Annotated in this window: 21 protein-coding genes; 11 read left to right on the forward strand and 10 right to left on the reverse strand. The window is 66.1% G+C overall.

Annotated elements, in window-relative coordinates; genetic code table 11:
• The 3 genes from AB4118_RS16850 to AB4118_RS16860 all read left to right on the forward strand — a co-directional run.
• The coding region (locus AB4118_RS16850; protein WP_441490821.1) for a DNA translocase FtsK at positions 1-279 on the forward strand (279 nt) is incomplete at its 5' end.
• Between the two features lie 184 nt (positions 280-463).
• Entirely contained in the window at positions 464-745 is a 282-nt protein-coding gene (locus tag AB4118_RS16855) for a hypothetical protein (protein ID WP_441490822.1), read from the forward strand.
• A 367-nt stretch (positions 746-1,112) separates the two neighbouring features.
• Positions 1,113-1,418 carry a hypothetical protein gene (locus AB4118_RS16860; RefSeq protein ID WP_441490823.1) on the forward strand — a complete coding sequence of 102 codons (306 nt, stop codon included), beginning with the start codon at positions 1,113-1,115 and terminating at the stop codon, positions 1,416-1,418.
• Between the two features lie 113 nt (positions 1,419-1,531).
• Here the strand turns inward: AB4118_RS16860 and AB4118_RS16865 are convergent, their stop codons facing one another.
• On the reverse strand, positions 1,532-2,467 hold the full coding sequence (locus AB4118_RS16865) for a MerR family transcriptional regulator (RefSeq protein ID WP_441490824.1): 936 nt from the start codon (positions 2,465-2,467) through the stop codon (positions 1,532-1,534).
• 152 nt (positions 2,468-2,619) lie between these two features.
• Between AB4118_RS16865 and AB4118_RS16870 the strand changes: the two genes are divergently transcribed.
• The gene (locus tag AB4118_RS16870; protein ID WP_441490825.1) at positions 2,620-3,558 is read left to right on the forward strand and encodes a glycine reductase; all 939 of its coding nucleotides are present in this window, start codon (positions 2,620-2,622) and stop codon (positions 3,556-3,558) included.
• Between the two features lie 147 nt (positions 3,559-3,705).
• Positions 3,706-5,337 (forward strand): AMP-binding protein, encoded by a 1,632-nt coding sequence (locus AB4118_RS16875; protein ID WP_441490826.1) that lies wholly within the window; start codon positions 3,706-3,708, stop codon positions 5,335-5,337.
• A gap of 211 nt (positions 5,338-5,548) precedes the next feature.
• Here AB4118_RS16875 and AB4118_RS16880 read toward each other — a convergent pair whose 3' ends face one another.
• From AB4118_RS16880 to AB4118_RS16890, 3 genes are all read right to left on the reverse strand, one after another.
• A complete protein-coding gene (locus tag AB4118_RS16880; protein WP_441490827.1) occupies positions 5,549-6,496 on the reverse strand; it encodes a ring-cleaving dioxygenase in 948 nt (315 codons plus the stop codon).
• Positions 6,497-6,747: 251 nt separating this feature from the next.
• Positions 6,748-7,503 (reverse strand): metallophosphoesterase family protein, encoded by a 756-nt coding sequence (locus AB4118_RS16885; protein ID WP_441490828.1) that lies wholly within the window; start codon positions 7,501-7,503, stop codon positions 6,748-6,750.
• Positions 7,504-7,575: 72 nt separating this feature from the next.
• On the reverse strand, positions 7,576-9,900 hold the full coding sequence (locus AB4118_RS16890; protein WP_441490829.1) for a bifunctional salicylyl-CoA 5-hydroxylase/oxidoreductase: 2,325 nt from the start codon (positions 9,898-9,900) through the stop codon (positions 7,576-7,578).
• A 222-nt stretch (positions 9,901-10,122) separates the two neighbouring features.
• Here AB4118_RS16890 and AB4118_RS16895 point away from each other — a divergent pair, with 222 nt between their 5' ends.
• Genes AB4118_RS16895 through AB4118_RS16920 form a run of 6 tightly spaced genes read left to right on the forward strand, consistent with a single transcriptional unit; the run spans position 10,123 to position 15,545 of the window.
• Positions 10,123-10,878, forward strand: coding sequence for an SDR family NAD(P)-dependent oxidoreductase (locus AB4118_RS16895; protein WP_441490830.1), 756 nt, complete (start codon positions 10,123-10,125; stop codon positions 10,876-10,878).
• A gap of 4 nt (positions 10,879-10,882) precedes the next feature.
• Positions 10,883-11,425 (forward strand): MarR family winged helix-turn-helix transcriptional regulator, encoded by a 543-nt coding sequence (locus AB4118_RS16900; RefSeq protein ID WP_441478049.1) that lies wholly within the window; start codon positions 10,883-10,885, stop codon positions 11,423-11,425.
• On the forward strand, positions 11,422-12,255 hold the full coding sequence (locus AB4118_RS16905; protein WP_441490831.1) for an enoyl-CoA hydratase family protein: 834 nt from the start codon (positions 11,422-11,424) through the stop codon (positions 12,253-12,255). The genes AB4118_RS16900 and AB4118_RS16905 overlap by 4 nt, the downstream gene beginning before the upstream one ends.
• Before the next feature lies 1 nt (position 12,256).
• Positions 12,257-13,447 (forward strand): acyl-CoA dehydrogenase family protein, encoded by a 1,191-nt coding sequence (locus AB4118_RS16910; protein ID WP_441490832.1) that lies wholly within the window; start codon positions 12,257-12,259, stop codon positions 13,445-13,447.
• Position 13,448: 1 nt separating this feature from the next.
• Positions 13,449-15,092: a benzoate-CoA ligase family protein gene (locus tag AB4118_RS16915; protein WP_441490833.1), complete on the forward strand. Its 1,644-nt coding sequence runs from the start codon at positions 13,449-13,451 to the stop codon at positions 15,090-15,092.
• A gap of 45 nt (positions 15,093-15,137) precedes the next feature.
• Positions 15,138-15,545 carry a RidA family protein gene (locus AB4118_RS16920; RefSeq protein WP_441490834.1) on the forward strand — a complete coding sequence of 136 codons (408 nt, stop codon included), beginning with the start codon at positions 15,138-15,140 and terminating at the stop codon, positions 15,543-15,545.
• Positions 15,546-15,595: 50 nt separating this feature from the next.
• On the opposite strand, the gene cysN is transcribed toward AB4118_RS16920, so the two are convergent.
• The 6 genes from cysN to AB4118_RS16950 all read right to left on the reverse strand — a co-directional run bounded on the left by cysN (position 15,596) and on the right by AB4118_RS16950 (position 21,363).
• Positions 15,596-17,230, reverse strand: coding sequence for a sulfate adenylyltransferase subunit CysN (gene cysN / locus AB4118_RS16925; protein WP_441490835.1), 1,635 nt, complete (start codon positions 17,228-17,230; stop codon positions 15,596-15,598).
• Positions 17,230-18,132 carry a sulfate adenylyltransferase subunit CysD gene (cysD, locus tag AB4118_RS16930; protein WP_441490836.1) on the reverse strand — a complete coding sequence of 301 codons (903 nt, stop codon included), beginning with the start codon at positions 18,130-18,132 and terminating at the stop codon, positions 17,230-17,232. Before cysD ends, cysN begins: the two co-directional genes overlap by 1 nt.
• A complete protein-coding gene (locus AB4118_RS16935; RefSeq protein ID WP_441490837.1) occupies positions 18,129-18,950 on the reverse strand; it encodes a phosphoadenylyl-sulfate reductase in 822 nt (273 codons plus the stop codon). Before AB4118_RS16935 ends, cysD begins: the two co-directional genes overlap by 4 nt.
• 179 nt (positions 18,951-19,129) lie before the next feature.
• Positions 19,130-19,648 (reverse strand): hypothetical protein, encoded by a 519-nt coding sequence (locus AB4118_RS16940; RefSeq protein WP_441490838.1) that lies wholly within the window; start codon positions 19,646-19,648, stop codon positions 19,130-19,132.
• Positions 19,649-19,661: 13 nt separating this feature from the next.
• Positions 19,662-20,588, reverse strand: coding sequence for a nucleoside hydrolase (locus tag AB4118_RS16945; protein ID WP_441490839.1), 927 nt, complete (start codon positions 20,586-20,588; stop codon positions 19,662-19,664).
• 1 nt (position 20,589) lies between these two features.
• Positions 20,590-21,363 carry an ATP-binding cassette domain-containing protein gene (locus AB4118_RS16950; protein WP_441490840.1) on the reverse strand — a complete coding sequence of 258 codons (774 nt, stop codon included), beginning with the start codon at positions 21,361-21,363 and terminating at the stop codon, positions 20,590-20,592.
• Between the last annotated feature and the right edge of the window lie 54 nt (positions 21,364-21,417).

Consider the following 21,417-nt stretch of genomic DNA (forward strand, 5'->3'; position numbering starts at 1 on the left):
ACCGCCGAGGAGGAGGCCGGCAGCGATGACGAGGATGGCGGCGCCGTCTTCGACAAGAGCGGCATGGGCCAGGCCGAGAGCGAGGATCCCTACGACCAGGCGGTCGCGGTCGTGCTGCGCGACAAGAAGGCCTCGACCTCCTATATCCAACGCCGCCTGCAGATCGGCTACAACCGCGCCGCCTCGATCATGGAGCGCATGGAGAACGAGGGCATCGTCGGCCCCGCCAACCACGCCGGCAAGCGAGAGATCCTCGTCGAGGCCAGCGCGTCGCCTTGATCTCCATCTCCAGCGGGCGGAGACGTCGCTGCCGCGCTGGCAGCGACGTGCGTGACCGACCTCGTCAGCGGCCGGTTGGGAACGCAGCCCCCTCGCCCGTTCGGTGCGGCAAGCGAAGACTGGTATGTTGCGCAACCGATGCGGTTACTATGCGGCCGTAGCTTCGCTCGCACCGGAGGCGACGATGAACCGAGCCGTTCTGTCATTGATGCTGATGTTGGCCGCCGATCTTGCAGTGGCTCAACCCCGGCCCTCCACCGTCAACAGGCCCTGCAGTGCCAGCCGGCACGATATCATTGCCAACGGCGCCATCGTGCTCGGTACCGGTGGCTACACCTATGACCGCTTCGTGCGCGACCGCAGCTTCTGCGAACTCGATGAATATGCCGATCCCGCCTGGGTTCCGAGCCGCGACACAGCGAGCTGCTTCGTCGGCTATCGCTGCAAGAGCGGGATGTATGACTAGGCAGGAGCGAAGTCCCCCCGCACGGCAAGGCCGCGCGCACCTTCGTCTTTCCCATCCCTTGCGCGGAAGACAGTCTGAGCGGCCGTTCCACGTCTGGCGCGAGCGGACATGCATCTCGGCCCGGCAACCCGCAACCCTACGACGCTGAAGCTGACATTAGGCTGACACGTCATGTCAGGTTTGCGAGCCGAATTGTCGGGTAAAACGGCGCCTGAGGTTCCCGCCAGGAGCCCACTGAACTTCGCTGCGCAGACCTTTCCGAAGACGGACACGCGACGGGCATCACTCCAGCAATTGAAACCGGGGAGCTTCGTCAGGTGGCCGAACCTATCGTTGGGCGGAACTTGAGTGGAGGGAGGAACGCGTCATGGGATATGCAGTCGATCCTTACGGCCCGGCACGGAATACCGCTCTGCTTGCGAGCATCACCGCGCTGGAGGCAGCCGTGATCGTGATCCTCGGACAGGTGGCGCTGCTGGGAGCCGATTCCGTAGAAGAGGCCCATGTCACCCTCGCGGAACTCCGGGCCCATTGCGAGCAAGTGAGGGAGACCTTGCTGTCGATGGCGGTGCCGCGCAATGAAGCCGACTCGGTTATCTTCAGCACGAGCTTCACCAGAGAGCTCGACCACATCTTCGGGGCCATTCGCTTCCGCAAGGCGACATCGCAATGATATCGCAAAGCTCCTGAGGCAGATGCCATCGCGCGGGATCCCAAGCGGTGGCGACCTCTCCTTCCGAACGGGCGCCGCCGATGCCTGGCATGGCGCCCCCCGCGTCCCGGATCTCACTCCGGTTGAGCCAGAAGCGGCCTCATCGCTTCATTGATCCAGTGCCATTCGGAGCCGGTCGGGCCTCCTGCATCGTCGCCGCGCAAGATGGCGAGCAGTTGCTGATAGCGGATCGAACGTGCGTGGTGTTTCCGATACTGATCGAGATGCCAATCCAGGAAAGCCTGATCGGGAGCGCGCTTCATTGCGCGGGCTGAGTCTTCAAGCCATTCCCGCGCGATCGCGGCACCGCTTGCGGAATCCGGTTTTGCGCTGTCGTCCATCGCGGCGCGAACCTTGGCGAGGGTCCGGTTCGCGGCTTCGGCATAGGCGGCGGGGTCGAACTCAGCGGTCCACATGGCCCCAGCATTCGCCCGCATCTCGGCCATGTAGCTTTCATCGGTGATGATCACCGTAAGCTCGGCCCAGGCATCGATCTGCGCGGGCGTCGGATCGTCCGGGAGCTCGGGTGTGCTGGCCTCGATCATCTGGCGCTTCCAGGCATCGTCCATCTGCGCGCCTCCGGCGACCTCGTCGTAGAAGCGCTCGACCAGCAGGCGGAACTGGGCATTGGAAAGGGTCGTCACGGTCCATAATCTCCTGAGATCGGTTTCGGTGGGGTCAGGTGACTTCAAGGTCGCGCGCAGGACGGCGGCGACACGGCGCTGCGAGGCGATCTCCGCCTCCAGCGCGCGAAGGCGCATGGTCAGAACGTCCGTCAGCGAAAGCCGCCTCGACAGGATCTTTCGGATGACTGCGAGGCCGAGTCCGATATCGCGCAGCGCCCGGATCAGATCGAGACGCGCGACATCCTCCGCGGAATACACACGGTAGTTGCTGAAAGTTCGCGTCGCCGGCGGCAGCAATCCGCTGTCCGAATAGAACCGAATCCGCCTGACCGAGACGCCGCTGAGCTTTGCAAGCTCGCCAATCGTGTACCGTTCTTCCTTCATGGCGTCGTCCTAGGGTCTCCACCGGATGGAGGGTCAAGCGCTGCCGGAACTGGCGGCCGACCAATTCCGGGTATCCGCGCATTGCAGCGCCTCGCGACGCTGCTCTACCGTGCGGGCCATGCCGCGCTGCGGCAGGAACAGGAGCGCCCGCGATGGTCGGCGAACGCAGCGACATATTTGGGTTTGCGCCCGCCCATGATGCGCCGATCCCCTATCTTCAGCGCGTTAGCACTTACTATCAGGCGCTGGGATATGGTCAGCCCTACGCATGGGCGCATTACGCCGCTGTGCCGTTTCAGGTTTTGGCGAAGCCGCTTTCGGAGTGCCGGGTGACGATCATCACGACGGCTGCCCCCTACCAACCGGACAAGGGCGATCAGGGGCCGGGAGCGCCCTACAACGCTGCAGCCAAGTTCTATTCCGTCTATTCCGCCGATAGCGGCGACGAGCACGACCTGCGCATCGCCCATGTCGCGATCGACCGCACGCATACGACCGCCGACGATCTCGGGAGCTATTTCCCGCTGGCCGCATTGCGCCAGGCGGCGATCTCAGGGCGGCTCGGCTCGATTGCACCGCGCTTCCATGGCTTGCCGACCAATCGCAGCCACCGCGTGACGCTAGAGGTCGATTGCCCGGAGATCGTCGCCCGCTGCAGGGCGGATGCGGTCGATGCAGCGATTCTGGTTCCGAATTGCCCCGTCTGCCATCAGAGCGTCGGTCTCGCCGCCAGGGCACTGGAGGAGAATGGCATCGCGACCGTTGTCATGGGTTGCGCCAAGGACATCGTTGAATATGTCGGTGTGCCACGCCTCCTGTTTTCGGATTTTCCGCTCGGCAATTCCGCGGGGCGACCGAACGACCGCAGCTCCCAGGACGTCACGCTCGATCTGGCTCTGGCCACGCTGGAGCGGGCACCGGCGCCAAGGACCACGGTGCAGTCCCCCTTGATCTGGAGCTCCTCCTCGGACTGGAAGCTCGACTATTGCAATATCGAACGTCTTTCGCCCGATGAGATCCGGCAGCGGCGGGCCGCCTTCGACATACAGAAGGAGACCGCCAGGGCGATCCGTGAACAGGCGCCGGGTTGAGACCTCCGCTCTGGCGTGAAGCAGCGGCAACGCCGCAGAGCGCCGCTCGCGATTGACGATACCGCCGGATCTGCCGCAGGCTTTCGCCCGAAATCGCCGCCCTGCCCCTGGGCCGGATCAGAGCGATGCCTTGGAGGAGCTCGGCTGATGACGGTTGGCAAGGATTTGGCAGATGCCGCGAACGTGCCCGGGAGCGACGCGTGCGTTCTGCGCCACATGCTCGAGCGCCAGGCCAGGACAATTCCGGATCGGCGCTTCGTCCAGTTCTGGCCCGGCGCGACCTGGAGCTATGGCGAAACGCTGCGACAGGTGCGTTTGCGCGCTGCCGCCCTTGCCGCTGCCGGCGTGAAGCAGGGCGACCATGTGCTGTGCTGGATGGGCAATGGCCCCGACCTGCTGGCTACCTGGTTCGCGATCAACTATCTCGGCGCCGTCTATGTCCCGCTGAACACCGCCGCGCGCGGCCGCCCACTCGAATATGTGCTCGACGATGCCGACGCGGCGTTGATGGTCGGCCATCGGGCGCTGGTGCCAAGGTTGGCGGAGGTCAATCCCGGCAAGCTGCGGCAGGTTCTGCTGGTCGGCGAGAGCGAGCAACAGGAGCCGCAGCTCGCAGGCGTCACCGTCGCCCCGTTCGAGCTCCCCGCCGTGGTCGCGGACGATGCCCTAGCGCTGGAGCGCGCGATTGAGCCCTGGGACACCCAGGCGATCATGTACACCTCCGGTACGACCGGCAATGCCAAGGGCGTGGTGTCGTCCTATGTCCAGCTCTACACGATGGGGCCTGACGCATTCGACTGCATCGGCCCCGAGGATTGCTGCCTGGTCTGCGGCCCGATCTTCCATTGCGGCTCGACGCTCTATGTCTATGCGATGCTCGCCTGCGGCGGATCGATCGGCATGGTCCGCGAGTTCCGCACCGCCGATTTCTGGGATGCCGTTCGCGGTACCGGCAGCACTCTGGTCTTGCTGCTCGGCGTCATGGCGACATTCCTGCTGAAGCAACCGGCCAACGAGCGAGACCGCGATCACCCGCTGAAGAAGGCCTTTATCGTGCCCTTCGGTGAGGACGCGATCTCGTTCCGCGAGCGCTTCGGCGTCGATCTGCACACCGTCTACAACATGACGGAGATCGCCAGTCCGCTCAGCGCCGGTCCCGACATTGCAGAGCAAGGGCTGGCGGGATTGCCGCGCCCCTGGTTCGAGTTGCGCGTCGCTGATGCTCATGACCGCGAAATGCCAAGGGGCGAGGTCGGCGAACTGCTGGTTCGTTCGCACCGGCCCTGGGCGCTGATGAAAGGCTACTATGGGAATGCCGAGGCGACGGTCGCGGCGATGCGCAATGGCTGGTTCCACACTGGCGACGCCTTTCGCCAGATGCCGGACGGGCGCTTCTTCTTCGTCGACCGGCTCAAGGACGTGATCCGCCGGCGCGGCGAGAACATTTCCTCCTTTGAACTGGAGAGCGAGATCCTGGCCCATCCCGGGGTTCGCGAGGCGGTTGCCGTCGCGGTGCCGAGCGAGCATGGCGAGGATGAGGTGCTGGCCGTCGTCACCCCGGTCGCAGGCGGCGCACTCGACCAGACCGAGCTTGTGAGCTTCCTGGCGGAGCGCATCGCGCATTACATGGTGCCGCGCTTCATCCGCGTCGTAGACGAACTTCCGAAGACGGCGAGTGGCAAGCTGCAGAAGCATGTTCTGCGCAGCGAAGGCGTCACGGCCGATACATTCGACCGTGACGCCGCCGGGATCCGCATCAGAGCCGAGCGGCTCGGCTGAGCCGCCTGGTGCGTTGGATCATCGGACCGGATACAGATCCGATGATCTCGCCTTTCGTGTGGGCACCGCTTGCCCGAGAACCACAATCCAGTCTCGGGCCGATGCCTCCAGATCGTCGGACCGGACATCGTATCCAGTCCGATGATCTAACCCTTTGTCTTTGCATCGGCTTTGCCCCGAAAACCGCAATCCACTTTTCGGGCCGATGCTCTTAGAGCGGCTTCAGATTGGCCTCGATCTGCCGGCGCTTCGGTTCCAGGAACGGCGGCAGCGCGAGCTTTTCGCCCATCGTTTCGGCCGGCTCATCGGTTGCGAAGCCGGGACCATCGCTGGCGATCTCGATCAGGATTCCATTTGGCTCACGCAGATAGAGCGAGCGGAAATAGAAGCGATCGACCGGACCGCTATTGGGATAGCCGGTCGCGCGCAGGCGCTCCGCCCATTCATCGTACTCGCCGAAGGTCGGCGTCCGCAGCGCGAGATGGTGGACACCGCCGGCCCCTTCGCGTGCCTGTGGCAGGTCGGGCTCGACCGCGACATGCAGCTCCGCCGCCGGCCCGCCGTCGCCGACCTTGAAGACGTGGATGTCGCCGGTCGCATGAGCCGCGTCGCGATAGTCCGCAGTGCGCTCGAGGCCGAGCAGCTTGCCGAGCACGAGCTCGGTCCGCTCCAGCTTCGGTACGGAAATCGTCACCGGGCCAAGGCCGCGGATCTGATGTTCGGCGGGCACGGAACTCCTGTCCCAGGCCACGAAGGGAATCGCACCGCCATCGGCGATCAGCGTCAGGCGCTGGCCTTCCGGATCCTCGAAATCGATCGCGGCGCGGCCGTTGATGGCGCGGATATCCGAAACCGCGACGCCAGCCGCCGTCAGCCGCTCGCGCCACCAGTCCAGCGACGTCTCGTCAGCGACGCGCAGGGAGGTGCGGGTAATCGAGTGGGTGCCGCGCTTGGCCGGAGGAGCCGGCCAGTCGAAAAAGGTCAGGTCGGTGCCGGGCGAGCCGGCGCCGTCGGCGTAGAACAGATGATAGGCCGAGGTGTCGTCCTGATTGACCGTCTTCTTGACCATGCGCATGCCGAGCGTCTCGACATAGAAGCGCCGGTTCTGCGGCGCGTTGGCCGAGATTGCGGTGACGTGATGGATGCCCGTGAGCTTCATAGGTGACCTCCTGATCGCTTCCTTGGCCCGTTGGCCAGTGTTCGCAGCAGAGATAACCGCTTTCGAATGCAACAACAGATCACCTGTCGCCACGACGATATTGCGAAAATGCAATGATCTGGACTCTGCCTGTCCCCGTGAGTGGGTCAGGCGGGTTGCCCCGTCATTCCCATGATACAGGTCCGGCACGAGCCGGGGCCATTGGTTCTCGAACGAATGGTGGCCGGCGAGGTTCCGGGTTGCGATCCGGCTCAGCCCGTCGTCAGGATTCGCCGGCCGGTGCCTTCGAGCACCACGCAGGTCAGCTGCCCCGTTTCATAGGCGCGTGTGTCGATACCGATCCGGTTCGGGCGGATGACGGGCGCAGTCGTCGGCGTATGCCCGTGAACCACGACGAAACCGAAATCCTCTTCGCTGTCGAGAAATTCGTGCCGGATCCAGAGCATGTCCTGCTCGGATTGCTCGCCGAGCGGAATGCCCGGGCGGATGCCGGCATGCACGAAGAGATAGTCACCGCAGCGCCAGTTCAGGGGCGCCTGCGCGATGAATGCGGCGTGGTCGGCCGGTTGCGCTGCGAAGAAACGCTGCACGATCTGACGGCACGCCAGATCTTCCTCGACCTCGTCGAACTCGGCCACGTCGATGCCGTAGGATGCCAGCGTCTCGACGCCGCCAAACCGGCACCAGCGCAACACGAGATCGGGCGCATGGCGAATGCCGAGCGTGTAGTCCTCATGATTGCCGCGCAGCGTGACGAGCTCACGTTCACGCCGCTTGTCGATGAGATGAGCGATCACGCCGGAGGAGTCGGGACCGCGGTCGATATAGTCGCCAAGCATGACCTGGATGACGCGCTTGCCTGAGGCTGAACGGGCATCCGCTTCGATCTGGGCCTCGATCTCGCGCAGCAGATCGAGGCGGCCATGGACGTCGCCCACCGCATAGATGCGCAGGCCGTCAGGTATTGCCGGCTGGCGGCCGGCGAGCGGCGGGTTGGCGGCATCCATGGGCTTGGCTCCGGCGGTATCTGATCGCCGGGCCTTGTCGCCCGTCGTTTCGCGCGCGGCAAGGGCGAATGGCTAATGTGCGTCCGCGTGCCGCCCCGGCTTGGCCTTGAGCTTGAGCTCGGTCAGGTCCTCGCGCTCGCGCGGCGTGTTGCGCATGAGCTGGTCCTTGCCGGGCTGGTACTGCACGGGTTGCGGGGTATCGACGCCATACCAGGCCGCAGCGCGCAGCACGAAGGACGGGTCCGCCAGATGCGGGCGCCCGAGCGCCACGAGATCGGCGCGACCGGAGGCAATGATCGTGTTCACCTGATCGGCCGTCGTGATGTTGCCGACGCACATGGTGGCGATGCGCGCCTCGTTGCGGATGCGGTCGGAATACGGCGTCTGGAACATGCGGCCATAGATCGGCCGGCTGTCATTGACGGTCTGCCCGGTGGAAACATCGACGAGGTCACAGCCTTCCCCGGCAAAGGCGGCCGCAATGGCGACGGAATCCTCAGGCGACAGGCCGCCTTCCTTCCAGTCCGTCGCCGAAATGCGAACGGACATCGGCTTCTCCCGAGGCCAGACCTCGCGCAGCGCCCGAAACACCTCGAGCGGGTAGCGCAGGCGGTTCTCGAGCGAGCCGCCATAGGCGTCCGTCCTGTGGTTCGTCAGCGGCGAGAGGAAGCTCGCCAGCAGATAGCCATGGGCGCAGTGCAGCTCCAGCATGTCGAAGCCTGCCCGCTCGCCGCGCTCGGCCGCGGCGACGAACTCGGAGCGCACGCGATCCATGTCGGCGCGCGTCATCTCGCGCGGCACCTGGCTCTCGGGATAATAGGGCAGAGGCGAGGCCGAGATGATCGGCCAGGCCCCTGCGGGAAGCGGCCGGTCCATCCCTTCCCACATCAGCCTGGTCGCGCCCTTGCGGCCGGCATGCCCGAGCTGAAGGCAAAACTTCGCGGCCGAGTTCGCGTGAACGAAGTCGACGATGCGTGTCCAGGCCGCCTCCTGCTCGTCGCTGTAGAGGCCGGTGCAACCGGGCGTGATGCGGGCGTCGGGGGCGACGCAGGTCATCTCGCTGACGATCAAGCCCGGACCGCCGATGGCCCGCGAGCCGTAATGCATCAGGTGCCAGTCCGTCGGCAGGCCCTCTACCGCCGAATACTGGCACATGGGCGAGAGCACCATACGATTCTCGACCTGCATTTCGCGGAGCCGGAAGGGCTGGAAGGCGGGTGCCACGGGGGAACCGTCGCGCTTGCGCCGCGCTGTAGGGCCGACTTCGTCTGCCACTAGCGTGTCGATGGCAGCGACGAAGGCGGGCGCGCGCAAAGCGAGATTGTCATAGGTGATCGCCTTCGAGCGCGTCATCAGACCGAAGGCAAAGCGCAACGGATCGAAATCCCAGAAGCGACGCAGCTGCTCGAACCAGACCAGCGAGACATCCGCCGCGTGCTGCGTCTTCTCGACCTCTTCGCGCCGGGTCCGTTCGTAGAGCGACAGGGCGGCGGAGACGTCGAGCTGCGCCTTGCCGAAGGCACGATGCAGCGCGATCGCGTCCTCCATTGCCAGCTTGGTGCCGGAGCCGATCGAGAAATGCGCCGTCGCCTTGGCGTCTCCGATCAGCACGACGTTGTCCGAGACCCAGTTCTCGCAGCGGATCATCGGGAAATTGCGCCAGAGCGAGCGATTGGTGATCAGCCTGTGACCCTGCAGCTCCTCCGCGAAGACGCCTTCGAGGAAGGCGGCCGAGGCGGCTTCATCCATGCCCTCCAGACCGGCCTTCGCGAAGGTCTCGGGGTCCGTCTCCAGCACCCATGTCGAGCGCCCGGCCTCGTACTGGTAGCAATGGGCAATGAAGAGCCCGTGCTCGGTTTCCTTGAAGAAGAAGGTGAAGGCGTCGAAGGGCCGGGTCGAGCCCATCCAGGTGAACTTGTTCGGCCTGAGATCGACCTGTGGCCGGAAGCGTTCCCGCCAGCCTTCGCGGATGCGGCTGTTGATGCCGTCGGCCGCGACCACGAGATCGAAGTTGCGCTTCAGCGCTTCGATATCATCGGCTTCCGTTCCGAATTTCAGCGTGACGCCGAGTTCTCGGCAGCGCTCCTGCACCAGCATCAGCAGCGAGCGGCGCGAGCAGCCGCAAAAGCCGTTGCCGGAGACACGATGGAGCGTGTCCTTGAAGCGGATCTCGATATCGTCCCAGTAGGCGAAATTGTCGACGATCGCGCCGTAGCTTTCGGGGTCGGCCGCCTTGAAGGTATCGAGCGTCTGGTCGGAAAAGACGACGCCGAATCCGAACGTGTCGTCATGCTGGTTGCGCTCGAAGACCGTGACGTCCAGCGCCGGCCAGTCACGTTTCATCAGCAGCGCGAAATAGAGTCCGGCAGGACCGCCCCCGACGACCGCAATGCGCATCACCCATCCTCCCCGGCTGTGACGGATATTATTTTAAGCCTGAAATATTTTTTCCTCAAGGGGGATCGCCGTGGCTTCCGCGCGGAAGGCGGGAGCAAGTCCAATCCTATACGTATCCCGCGATTGCGGCGCGCAATTCACGATCATGCGCTCGTTCCAAGCCTCGCTTGCAAATTGCTTCAGACCTAAAATATATTGCTCGGCATGAGGAGGCTCGGTGTCATGGACCTGACGGGACGACATGCTCTGGTGACGGGCGGCGGGCGTGGCATCGGCCGGGCTGTTGCCGGCGCTCTCAAGGCGGCCGGTGCGCATGTCTCGATCATCGGCCGCAACGCAGCGACCCTGCAGAGCGCCATTGCCGAGGGCGATGCCGACAGCTTCGCGCTCGCCGATGTCACCAATGAGGCAGCCGTCGCGGCGGCGATCGGCACTCTCTCCAGAGAACGGCCGCTGGATATCGTCGTTGCCAATGCAGGCGGCGTCGAGACCGGGCCGTTCCTGAAGAGCGACGCCGAGCGTTTCCGGCGGATGTTCGAGTTGAACCTGATCGGCACGGTCAATGCCTTCCGGGCGGCCCTGCCCGGCATGACCGAGCGCCGCGAGGGGCGGCTGATCGCGATCGCCTCCACCGCCGGGCACCGGGGCTATCCCTATGTCTCGGCCTATGTCGCGGCCAAGCATGCGGTCATCGGGCTGACACGCTCGCTGGCGCTGGAGGCCGCCCGATCCGGCGTCACGGTGAATGCGATCTGCCCCGGCTATACCGATACCGGCATGGTGGCAGACAGCATCGAGGCGATCACAGCCAAAACCGGAAAGCCGGGCGAGCAGGCGCTGGCGGAGTTGGTCAAGGGCAACCCCCAGGGCCGGCTGATCGCTCCGGAAGAGGTCGCGGCAGCCGTGCTCTACCTCTGCGGTCCCTCCAGTGCCGGGATTACCGGCCAGTCGATCCTGATCAATGGCGGGGAGTTCTAGAGCGATGGAAACACCCTCCCCCGGCCTCATTCTCGACCGTGAGACCAAGGCAAGCGAGCGTCCCGGCGATCACAAGGACGAGCTCAGGCTCTGGCTCAGGATGCTGACCTGCTCGACCCTGATCGAGACCGAGATCCGCAATCGCCTGCGCGAGGAATTCAAGACGACGCTGCCGCGCTTCGACCTGATGGCGCAGCTCGACAAATCGACGACGGGCATGACGGTCGGCGAGGTCTCGCAGCGACTGATGGTGTCGAACGGCAACGTCACCGCCGTCGTCGCTGGCCTGCTGGCCGACGGGCTGGTCGACAAGCGCCCGGCCGCTCAGGATCGGCGTGTCCAGGTGCTGACGCTGACGGCGCAGGGCCGCAAGAGTTTTCGCGCCATGGCGGAGCGGCATGAGGGCTGGATCGCCGAGCTCTTCGCAGGCCTCGATCAGCCCGAGATCGTCCAGCTCTTCCGCCTGCTCGGACAGACCAAGGCCTCTCTGCACCAGGCCATCAAGCGCCGCGCCGATGAAGCGGCGGGCCGGGGAGAGAACGCATGAGCATCGCCAACGCCACCACCTTGCCGCTCGCCGGTTTCAAACCGGCGCATTTCGGTTTAGCCGTTGCCGGCAAGGTCGCGACAGTGACGCTGAACCGGCCGGACAAGAAGAACCCGCTTACCTTCGAGAGCTACCGCGAGCTCACCGATTTCTTCCTCGCCGCGCAGAAGGAGGAAGAGGTCAAGGCGATCGTGATCACCGGAGCCGGCGGTAATTTCTCCTCCGGCGGCGACGTCTTCGAGATCATCGGACCGCTGGTCGCGATGGACACCAAGGATCTGCTCAAGTTCACCCGCATGACCGGAGATCTGGTCAAGGCGATACGCGGCTGCCCGCAGCCGGTGATCGCGGCAATCGACGGCATCTGCGCCGGCGCGGGTGCGATCATGGCGATGGCCTCGGATATCCGCTTCGGCACGCCCGAGACCAAGATCGCCTTCCTGTTCAACCGCGTCGGCCTTGCCGGCTGCGACATGGGCGCCTGCGCGATGCTGCCGCGCATCATCGGCCAGGGCCGCGCAGCTGAGCTGCTCTATACCGGCCGTGTGCTCAAGGGCGAGGAAGCCGAGCGCTGGGGCTTCCTCAACCGGCTCGTCGGCAAGGAAGCGATGCTCGGCGAGGCGCAGGCGCTCGCCGGCGAACTGGCGGACGGGCCGACCTTCGCCAACGCGATGACCAAGCGCATGCTCGAGATGGAGTGGGCGATGTCGGTCGAGGCGGCGATCGAGGCCGAAGCCGTGGCGCAGGCGCTCTGCATGCAGACCGAGGATTTCGCCCGCGCCTATCACGCCTTCGCCGCCAAGCAGAAGCCGGTCTTCGAGGGGAACTGAGATGATCGGGACCGGGATTCTCGGCGATACGCTCGACTGGCCGTTCTTCGAGGATCGTCATCGCGCCTTTGCCAGGGATCTCGCAGAGTGGGCCGATGCCACTCTGCCCGGCCTGCCGCATGACGATGTCGATGCCGCCTGCCGGGCCCGGGTGAAGGCGCTTGGCGAGGCCGGTTTCCTGAGGGCTGTCGTGCCGGCGGCCCAAGGCGGGCTCGGCGAGGCGCTGGATGTTCGCACGCTTTGCCTCGCCCGCGAGATTCTCGCTGCACGTGACGGACTCGCGGATTTCGCCTTCGCCATGCAGGGGCTTGGCACCGGTTCGATCTCCCTTGCCGGTTCGGAGGTTATGAAAGCCCGCATCCTGCCAGGCATCCGCGACGGCAGGCGCATCGCAGCCTTTGCCCTCTCCGAGAAGGAAGCAGGCTCGGATGTCGCCGCCATGGCGACGACGGCCACGCCCGACGGCAACGGCCATGTCCGCATCGACGGCGAGAAGACCTGGATCTCGAATGGCGGCATCGCGGACCACTATGTCGTCTTCGCGCGGACGGGCGAAGCACCCGGCGCCCGCGGTCTCTCGGCCTTCCTGGTCGAGGCCGATACGCCCGGCCTGAGCATTGCCGAGCGCATCGATGTGATCGCGCCGCACCCGCTCGCCACGCTCCGATTCGAGGCCTGCCGCATCCCGGTCGGCAACCGGATCGGCGGCCCCGGCGACGGCTTCAAGGTCGCGATGGCGACACTCGACATCTTTCGCTCGACGGTTGGTGCCGCGGCGCTCGGCTTCGCCCGGCGCGCGCTACACGAGACCGTGTCGCACGCCAATGGCAGAAAGCTCTTTGGCGGAACGCTCGGCGATCTCCAGCTCTCGCAGGCCGCGATCGCGGACAGCGCGGCCGAGGTCGATGCCGCAGCCCTGCTGGTCTATCGGGCGGCCTGGACGAAGGACAAGGGTGCGCCGCGCGTCACGCGCGAAGCTGCGCTCGCCAAGCTCGTCGCAACCGAGAACGCCCAGCGCGTGATCGACCGCGCCGTCCAGATCCATGGCGGGCTCGGCGTGACCAGGGGCGTCAAGGTCGAGGAGCTCTATCGCGAGATCAGGGCGCTCAGAATCTATGAGGGCGCCAGCGAGGTTCAGAAGGTCGTCATCGCGCGCGATCTCCTGAAGGCGCATGCCATGAGCGGAGGCTGAGATGGCGCAGGCGGAGTTCGTGCGGTCAGGACATCTGGACAGTTTCGCGCGGGACAATCTGCCACCGCGCGACAGCTGGCCCGACCTCAAGGTCGCAGATGCCGGCCTCGCCTATCCCGAGCGGCTCAATGTCGCGACCGAACTGCTCGATCGTCACGTCAGCGAGGGGCATGGCGAACGCATCGCCATCATCTCGGACCGCGAGGTCTGGACCTATGCCGAACTCGCCCAGCGCGTGAACCGCATCGCCAATGTGCTGACCCGCGATCTTGGGATGCGGCCGGGCAACCGCGTGCTGCTGCGGGCCGCCAATACGCCGATGATGGTCGCGGCCTATCTCGCCGTGCTGAAGGCGGGCGGCGTCGCGGTCGCGACCATGCCGATGCTGCGCGCCGGCGAACTCGCCTACCCCATCCGCAAGGCGAAGATCACATTGGCCCTGTGTGATCACCGCCTGATCGATGATCTCCGGACGGCCCAGACACAGACTCCCGAGCTCCCGCGCATCGTGACCTGGGGCGGAGGCACGCCGACCGATCTCGAAGCGCTGATGGCGCGCGCGGGCTATGAGAACGCCACCGCCGCCGATACCGCCCGCGATGATGTCTGCCTGATCGGCTTCACGTCGGGCACCACTGGAGAGCCGAAGGGCACCATGCATTTCCACCAGGATCTGCTCGCCATTTGCGACACCTATGGCGCGCGCGTGCTGAAGGCGGCGCCGGAAGACCGCTTCATCGGCTCGCCGCCGCTCGCCTTCACCTTCGGGCTCGGCGGACTCGTGCTGTTCCCGATGCGGATCGGTGCCGCGATGGTGCTGCCCGACAAGGCCGCCCCCGCCGATCTCGTCACAGCGATCGAGCGCCACAAGGCGAGCGTCTGCTTCACGGCGCCGACGGCCTATCGCGCCATGCTCGACAAGCTCGACGGCCGCGATATCTCTTCCCTGCGCATCTGCGTCTCGGCCGGGGAATCCCTGCCCAAGGCGACCTTCGAAGCCTGGCTGAAGCGGACGGGGCTGCCGCTGATGGACGGCATCGGTGCCACCGAGATGCTGCATATCTTCATTTCCGCGCCGCGCGAGGCGATAAGGCCGGGCGCCACCGGCCTGCCCGTTCCGGGCTACGAGGCGCGGATCGTCGACGAGGCCGGCAATCCCCTGCCCGATGGCACGCCCGGACGCCTCGCCGTGCGCGGACCGACCGGCTGCCGCTATCTCGCCGATCCCAGGCAGGCGAAATATGCGCAGGACGGCTGGAACATCACCGGCGATACCTATCTGCGCGATGCGGACGGCTATTTCTGGTACCAGGCCCGTTCGGACGACATGATCATCTCTGCCGGCTACAACATTGCCGGGCCGGAGGTCGAAGCCTGCCTGCTCGCCCATCCCGATGTCGCCGAGTGCGGCGTGGTGGGCGCGCCCTGTCCGGACCGCGGCCAGATCGTCAAGGCCTATGTCGTGCTGCGCGAGGGCATTCGCGGCGATACGGCCCTGGCCAAGGCATTGCAGGAGCATGTGAAGGCGGGTATCGCGCCCTATAAATACCCGCGCGCCATCGCGTTCGTTCCGGCTCTGCCGAAGACGCCGACCGGCAAGCTCCAGCGTTTCGCACTGCGTCAGTTGGCGCTCACCGAGACCTGATTCCCCCAAGAACAGGCCGAAACGGCCGAAGACCGAGGCTCCGCCATGTCGAATCTTCCAGCATCACGCGCGATCCTGCCCGAGGGCTGGCCGGTGCCGCGCGGCTATGCCAACGGCATGGTCGCCGAAGGCCGTGTGATCGTGACCGGTGGCCTCGTCGGCTGGAACGAGCACGGCGTCTTCGCCGAGGGGTTTCTGCCGCAGCTCCGTCAGACCCTCGCCAATATCAAGGCTGTGGTCGAGGCCGGCGGCGGTCGCATCGAGGATATCGTGCGGCTGACCTGGTATGTCACGGACATCGAGGCCTATCGCGCCAGCCTGAAGGATATGGGGCCGATCTATCGCGAGACCCTGGGCCGGCATTTTCCGGCGATGGCGGTCGTTCAGGTCGTCGCGCTGGTCGAGCCGCAGGCGCTGATCGAGATCGAGGCGACGGCGGTGGTCGCGGGCTGAGGACGCCGCGACCCACGCCATCGTGCATCCGGCGAAACGATCTCGATCGATCAGATGCCGGCGCCGTCCTGAAGCGCGGCTGATGGGTGCTTCTGCCACAGCCGGGCGTGAAGGCCGCGCAAGGTCGGGCGCAGGGCGAGGTCGCCGAGCGCGAGGACACCCGAGACGCCGGGCCGGCCGGTCAGTGCAAGGGCTGCTCCGAACAGTCCTGCCGTGCTGAGCAGGCGCCAACTCACGGCGCTCCACCAGAGCCGCCGATCCGGCGTGCCGGGAGCGCCGATCAGGCGGTTGCGCGCCTGTCGCAGGCGGTCGGCCGTACCGAGCGCCTCCGCCGGGTTCAGGCTTCGCCCCGCGCCCGGCTCGGCGACCACGAAACCAAAGGCGACCGTTTCGTTGCTGATCCGATCGATCAGGATAAAGCCGCCGAGATCCCGGCTCTCCTGATAAGGCAAGGTGGCCAGCGGCCGGTCGAGCCGCAGCGTCACCAGGCCGATCCCGTTCATGCGCAGGACCTGCGCCGGCACCGGCTTGAAGCCCTCGATGTCGATGCTGTGATCCAGCGCGCCGATCGTGGCGTTCACGGCCTGGGTCGCGAGCTTCAGCACGAACTGACCGCCCTCCAGCATGGCGCGCTCGCCAGTCCAGAGCAGCCGCGCCCGGAGCTCGCGCCGGACGGGAACCGGGCTCGCCGCGGAAGCGATGACGTCGCCGCGCGAAATGTCGACCTCGTCAGCCAGGGTCAGGGTGACGGCCTGCCCCGCCGCCGCGTTGCTGGCTTCGCCTGACGGGGTAATCAGCCGCGCGATCGTGCTGCTGCGCCCGGACGGCAGCACCGTGACGGCATCGCCGACGCGGGCACGGCCGCGGGCCGCTGTGCCGGCATAGCCACGGAAATCCAGATCGGGCCGGTTCACCCATTGCACGGGCAGGACGAAGCCGGCCTCGTCGCGCGTCTCCTGTTCGACGACGATGGCCTCCAGCAGAGGCAGCAGCGCCGGTCCCTTATGCCAGGGCATCGTGGTTGAGGGGCGCATCACATTCTCGCCGTCCCGCGCCGAAACCGGGATGATGTCGATCGACCTGAAGCCGAGGTTCTTCACGGCCGCGCGATAATCCGCAGCGATCCGGTCGAAGACTGCCTCGTCGTAACCGACGAGGTCCATCTTGTTGATCGCAACCACGACGTGGCGGACGCCGACCAGCGAGACGATGAAGGAGTGGCGCCGCGTCTGCGGCAGCAGGCCTTTGCGGGCGTCGATCAGGATGATGGCGAGATCGGCGGTCGAGGCGCCGGTCGCCATGTTGCGGGTATATTGCTCGTGGCCCGGCGTATCGGCGACGATGAAGCTGCGCTTCTCCGTCGCGAAATAGCGATATGCGACATCGATGGTGATGCCCTGCTCGCGCTCGGCCGAGAGCCCGTCGACCAGCAGCGCGAAGTCGGGCTCCGCACCTTGCGTGCCGAATTTGCGGGAATCGGCGTCGAGGGCGCGGAGCTGGTCGTCGAAGACCGCGCCGGCCTCATAGAGCACGCGTCCGATCAGCGTCGACTTGCCGTCATCGACCGAGCCGCAGGTGATGAAGCGCAGCAGCGAATGCTGGGCGGTTTCGCTCAGTCCGGAGGAATCGTTCGCAGGGAGCGGAGCCGTGGCGCCTGGGCGCTTCTTCTCGGCGGCGACAGCCATCAGAAGTACCCTTCCTGCTTCTTCTGTTCCATCGAGCCGGCGCCGTCATGGTCGATGACACGGCCCTGGCGCTCGGAGGCGCGCGATGAGCGCATCTCGGCGATGATGTCGGTGAGGCTTGCGGCTTCGCTCTCGACCGCGCCGGTCAGCGGGTAGCAGCCGAGCGTCCGGAAGCGGACCATGCGGGTCTCCACGACCTCTCCGGGCGCGAGCTCCATGCGCTCGTCGTCGCGCATGATCCAGGCTCCGTCGCGGTGCACAACGGGGCGCGGGGCGGCGAAGTAGAGCGGTACGACCGGTATGTTCTCGAGTGCGATGTAGTCCCAGACATCACGCTCGGTCCAATTGGAGAGCGGGAATACGCGAAAGCTCTCGCCCTTGTGCTTGCGGGTGTTGAAGAGCTGCCAGGGCTCCGGGCGCTGGTTCTTCGGGTCCCAGCGATGCTCGGCGCTGCGCAGCGAGAAGATCCTCTCCTTGGCGCGGCTCTTCTCCTCGTCGCGCCGCGCGCCGCCGAAGGCGACATCGAATTTGTGCAGGTCAAGCGCCTGCTTCAGCCCTTGCGTCTTCATCACGTCGGTATGGACGCGGGAGCCCGAGGCGAAGGGCCCGATGCCGGCCCTGACCCCGTCCTGGTTGACATGGACGATCAGATCGAGCCCGAGCCGCTCCGCCGTCTCGTTCCGGAAGGAGATCATCTCACGGAACTTCCAGGTCGTATCGACATGGAGCAACGGGAATGGCGGCTTCGCCGGATAGAACGCCTTCAGGGCGAGATGCAGCAGAACGGCGGAATCCTTGCCGATCGAATAAAGCAGCACCGGCTTGTCGCAGGTCGCCACAACCTCGCGAATGATGAAGATCGCCTCGGCTTCGAGCTTCTGCAGACGGCTGAGCTGGATCATGGTCGCGCCTCCACCGCAGTGGCAGCCTTGGCCCGGACCAGATTCCCATCCGGCCCGACATGCAGGCCGCATTCCTTGGCCGCGTCGTCTTCCCACCACCAGCGCCCGGCCCGCTCCGGCTCGCCCGGCGCGATCGCTCGGGTGCAGGGCTGGCAGCCGATCGAGATAAAGCCTTTGTCGTGCAAAGGATTGAGCGGGATTCCTTCAGTCTTGGAGAAGCTCAGCGCGGCCTCGCGCGACCAGTCGTGCAAGGGGTTGAACTTGATGAGGCCGCGCTCCGTTTCGGCCTCCGCGAGCGCGACGCCGCCGCGCGCCGCCGACTGGTCGGACCGCAAGCCGGTGATCCAGATCTCCGCCCCGTCCAGGGCCCGGCCCAGTGGCTCGACCTTGCGGATGTCGCAGCAGGATTTGCGGGCGTCGCGGGAAGCATAAAAGCCGTTGATGCCGTTTTGACGGACAAAAAGTTCGATCGCGTCATGGCGCGGGTAGAAGGGGCGGATCACCACGCCATAGTTGCGCTCAGTCTCCTGCCAGAGGCTGTAGACCTCCGGAAAGAGCCTGCCGGTGTCGAGGGTGACGATCTCGATGGGAAGCCCGGCACGAGCAATTAGATGGATGAGGACCTGATCCTCAAGGCCGAAGCTGGTGGTAAAGACGATCCGTCCCGAAACCGCCTGACGCAGTCCGATGAGACGGTCGCGCGCATCCGACTTGCCGAACGCGCGAACGAGGTCAGCAGCGCGCTCGGGCAAGTCAATTGCCTCAGCCGGTGCGCCTTGTTGGGCGGAAAGGCCCGGATCGATGGGGTCTCTGGCCATGGTCTTGGCCGCCTGTATTGTTCTGTAAATCGAACAATTCAGCTATACCCGAACGCCCACCGGGGCAATTCACTTGAGGTAGTGTGGTTTTTCTTATTTCACAAAATGAAGAGAAGAACCTTTCGCCGAGGCAGGCAGCCGGGCGCGACTGCCGTCCCCGACGCGGGGAGAGTGAGGCCTCAGCCGCAATGCGGCTGGGCGCCGGCGCTCCAGAAGGGCGCATCCTCGCCGGCGCGCGGAATGCTGCGGCGCTCAGTGGCCCGCAATTCGGCCGGCAGCGCCACGACGCTCTGCCACCAGCCATGGGCGCATTCGGAGCGGAACGCCATCTGGTCGCTCAGGCTCGTGCCGATGGCCCGGAAGCCTGTTTCCAGCGCGGCAACGGCATCCCGGATCGCAGCCTGCGTCTGCTCCGTGCTCTCGCGCGCATCGGCGCAGAAGGCAGCGGTGAAGGCAGTGATGTCATGGGCCAGTTCGGGATAGGCGCTTGCATCGAGGCTCCAGGCTTTCATCCATTCATGCGAGACAAGTGCGACCGCCTCATCGAGCGGGCGCGAGACGACCTTGCGGGCCGTGGTCCGCATATGGCGCATCAGCTCGGCACGCGCGTGCTGGTGACGCGCGGCGATCGCGGCCTCCTTCATGCGCGCAATCGCGGCCTCGGCCTCGGCGAGACACTCGTCGACCGGATGGGTCATGATCCAGCAATCCTCAAGGCAGGCGGGCGAGCGCATCGATCATGCGCTCGAACAGGCGGTCGGCATCGACCTCGTTGACGACGAAGGCGTTTGCCGGGCGCTTCGTCCGGCCGTTCCAGTCGATGGTCGAGCGGCCCCGGACATTGCCGGCGAGCTCGATCTCGACATGGCAATCCCGGCCCTTGAACAGCTCGGGCCAGAGCAGCCAGGCGATGACGCAGGGGTCGTGCATGGGGTGGGCCGCCGTGCCCAGGCCCCCTGGGCGCGGACGCGTCAACATGCCGTGGACCGCTCGCCCGGTGCGGGTGCCGAGCCCGTCCAACCGCGCCATGGCCGCCGACGAGGCGATGGCCTGATGCGTCGCATGCAGGCCAAACAGCGTGACAGGAACGCCCGCCCCAAGGACGACCGCCGCGGCATGCGGATCGACATAGAAATTGAACTCGGCCGCCGGCGTCATGTTGCCGAGGCCCATGGCCCCGCCCATCACCACGATCTCGCGCAGTTTGGGCGCAAGTTCCGGGGCAAGCCGCAAGGCCATCGCGACATTGGTCAGCGGGCCGAGCGCGCAGGTCGTGATGCTGCCGTCTGTGGCTGCGCGCAGGACCTCGACGATCCCCTGGACGGCATGGCCGGGAGCCGCCGAAGAGGCGGCGGCCGGCAGCCCGGCGCCGCTCAGGCCGTCGGGTCCGGAGACGAATTCCGCCGTCTCGAGCGGCTCCAGCATCGGCCGCGCCATGCCCGCTTGTACGGGCACATCGGGGCGCGCCGCCAGATCGCGGACGCGCAGCGCGTTGGCGGTGGTCAGGTCGATCCCGACATTGCCCGCGACCGTGCTGACCAGGCGAATGTCGAGTTCGTCCCGCTGCGCAAAGGCGAGCAGCAGGGCAACTGCGTCGTCCTGCCCGGGATCGGTGTCGATGATGATCGGCCGTGCCATCTCAGGCCGCCAGCGCCGGGGCGGACATGATCAGATGGCTGAGATCGTCGGGGGTGCGATCGCCGATCGGCAGGTCATGCAGCTTGCGGCCGCTGCGCAGGATGACGACCCGGCTCGCCAGCGCGACCACGTCGCGCATGTTGTGGCTGATCAGCAGGACAGTCCGCCCCTCCGCCTTGAGATGGCGTACAAGATCAAGCACTTGCGCGGTTTCCTTGACGCCGAGCGCAGCCGTCGGCTCGTCCATGATGATGACCTCGGCGTTCCAGCGAAGCGCCCGCGAGATCGCCACGGCCTGACGCTGCCCGCCGGAGAGCCGCTCCACCGGGCGCGTCATGTCCTCGATCTGCACCGACAGCCGGCGCAGATAGCCCCTCGCCTCGTCCGCCATCCGCGCCTTGTCGAGCACGCGCAGGAAAGGCAGCACGAGCGGGCGCGTCAGCTCGGCCCCCATGAAGACATTGGCGGCGATCGACAGGCGCGGCGCGAGGGCAAGCTCCTGGTAGATCGTCGCCACGCCCTGCTCGAGCGCGTCATGCGGCGAGCGGAAATGCACCTCGCGGCCACGCAGGCGAATGGTGCCCGCGGTCGGCGCCTCGGCGCCCGACATGATCTTGATCAGCGTCGATTTGCCGGCGCCGTTGTCGCCGCAGATCGCCAGGACCTCGCCGGCATGGACGTCGAGATCGATGCCGCTCAGTGCCTGGACGGCGCCGTAATTCTTGCCGACCGAGCGCATCGCGAAGATGGGCTCCGAGGCCGCCATTTCTGTCATCCGCATGCTCTCCGGAGGGCGCGCAAACGGGCCGGCTGCAAAGGCCGGCCCGGC

Origin of the sequence: Allobosea sp. 2RAB26 (assembly GCF_052115465.1) — a bacterium.
GTDB lineage: Bacteria > Pseudomonadota > Alphaproteobacteria > Rhizobiales > Beijerinckiaceae > Allobosea.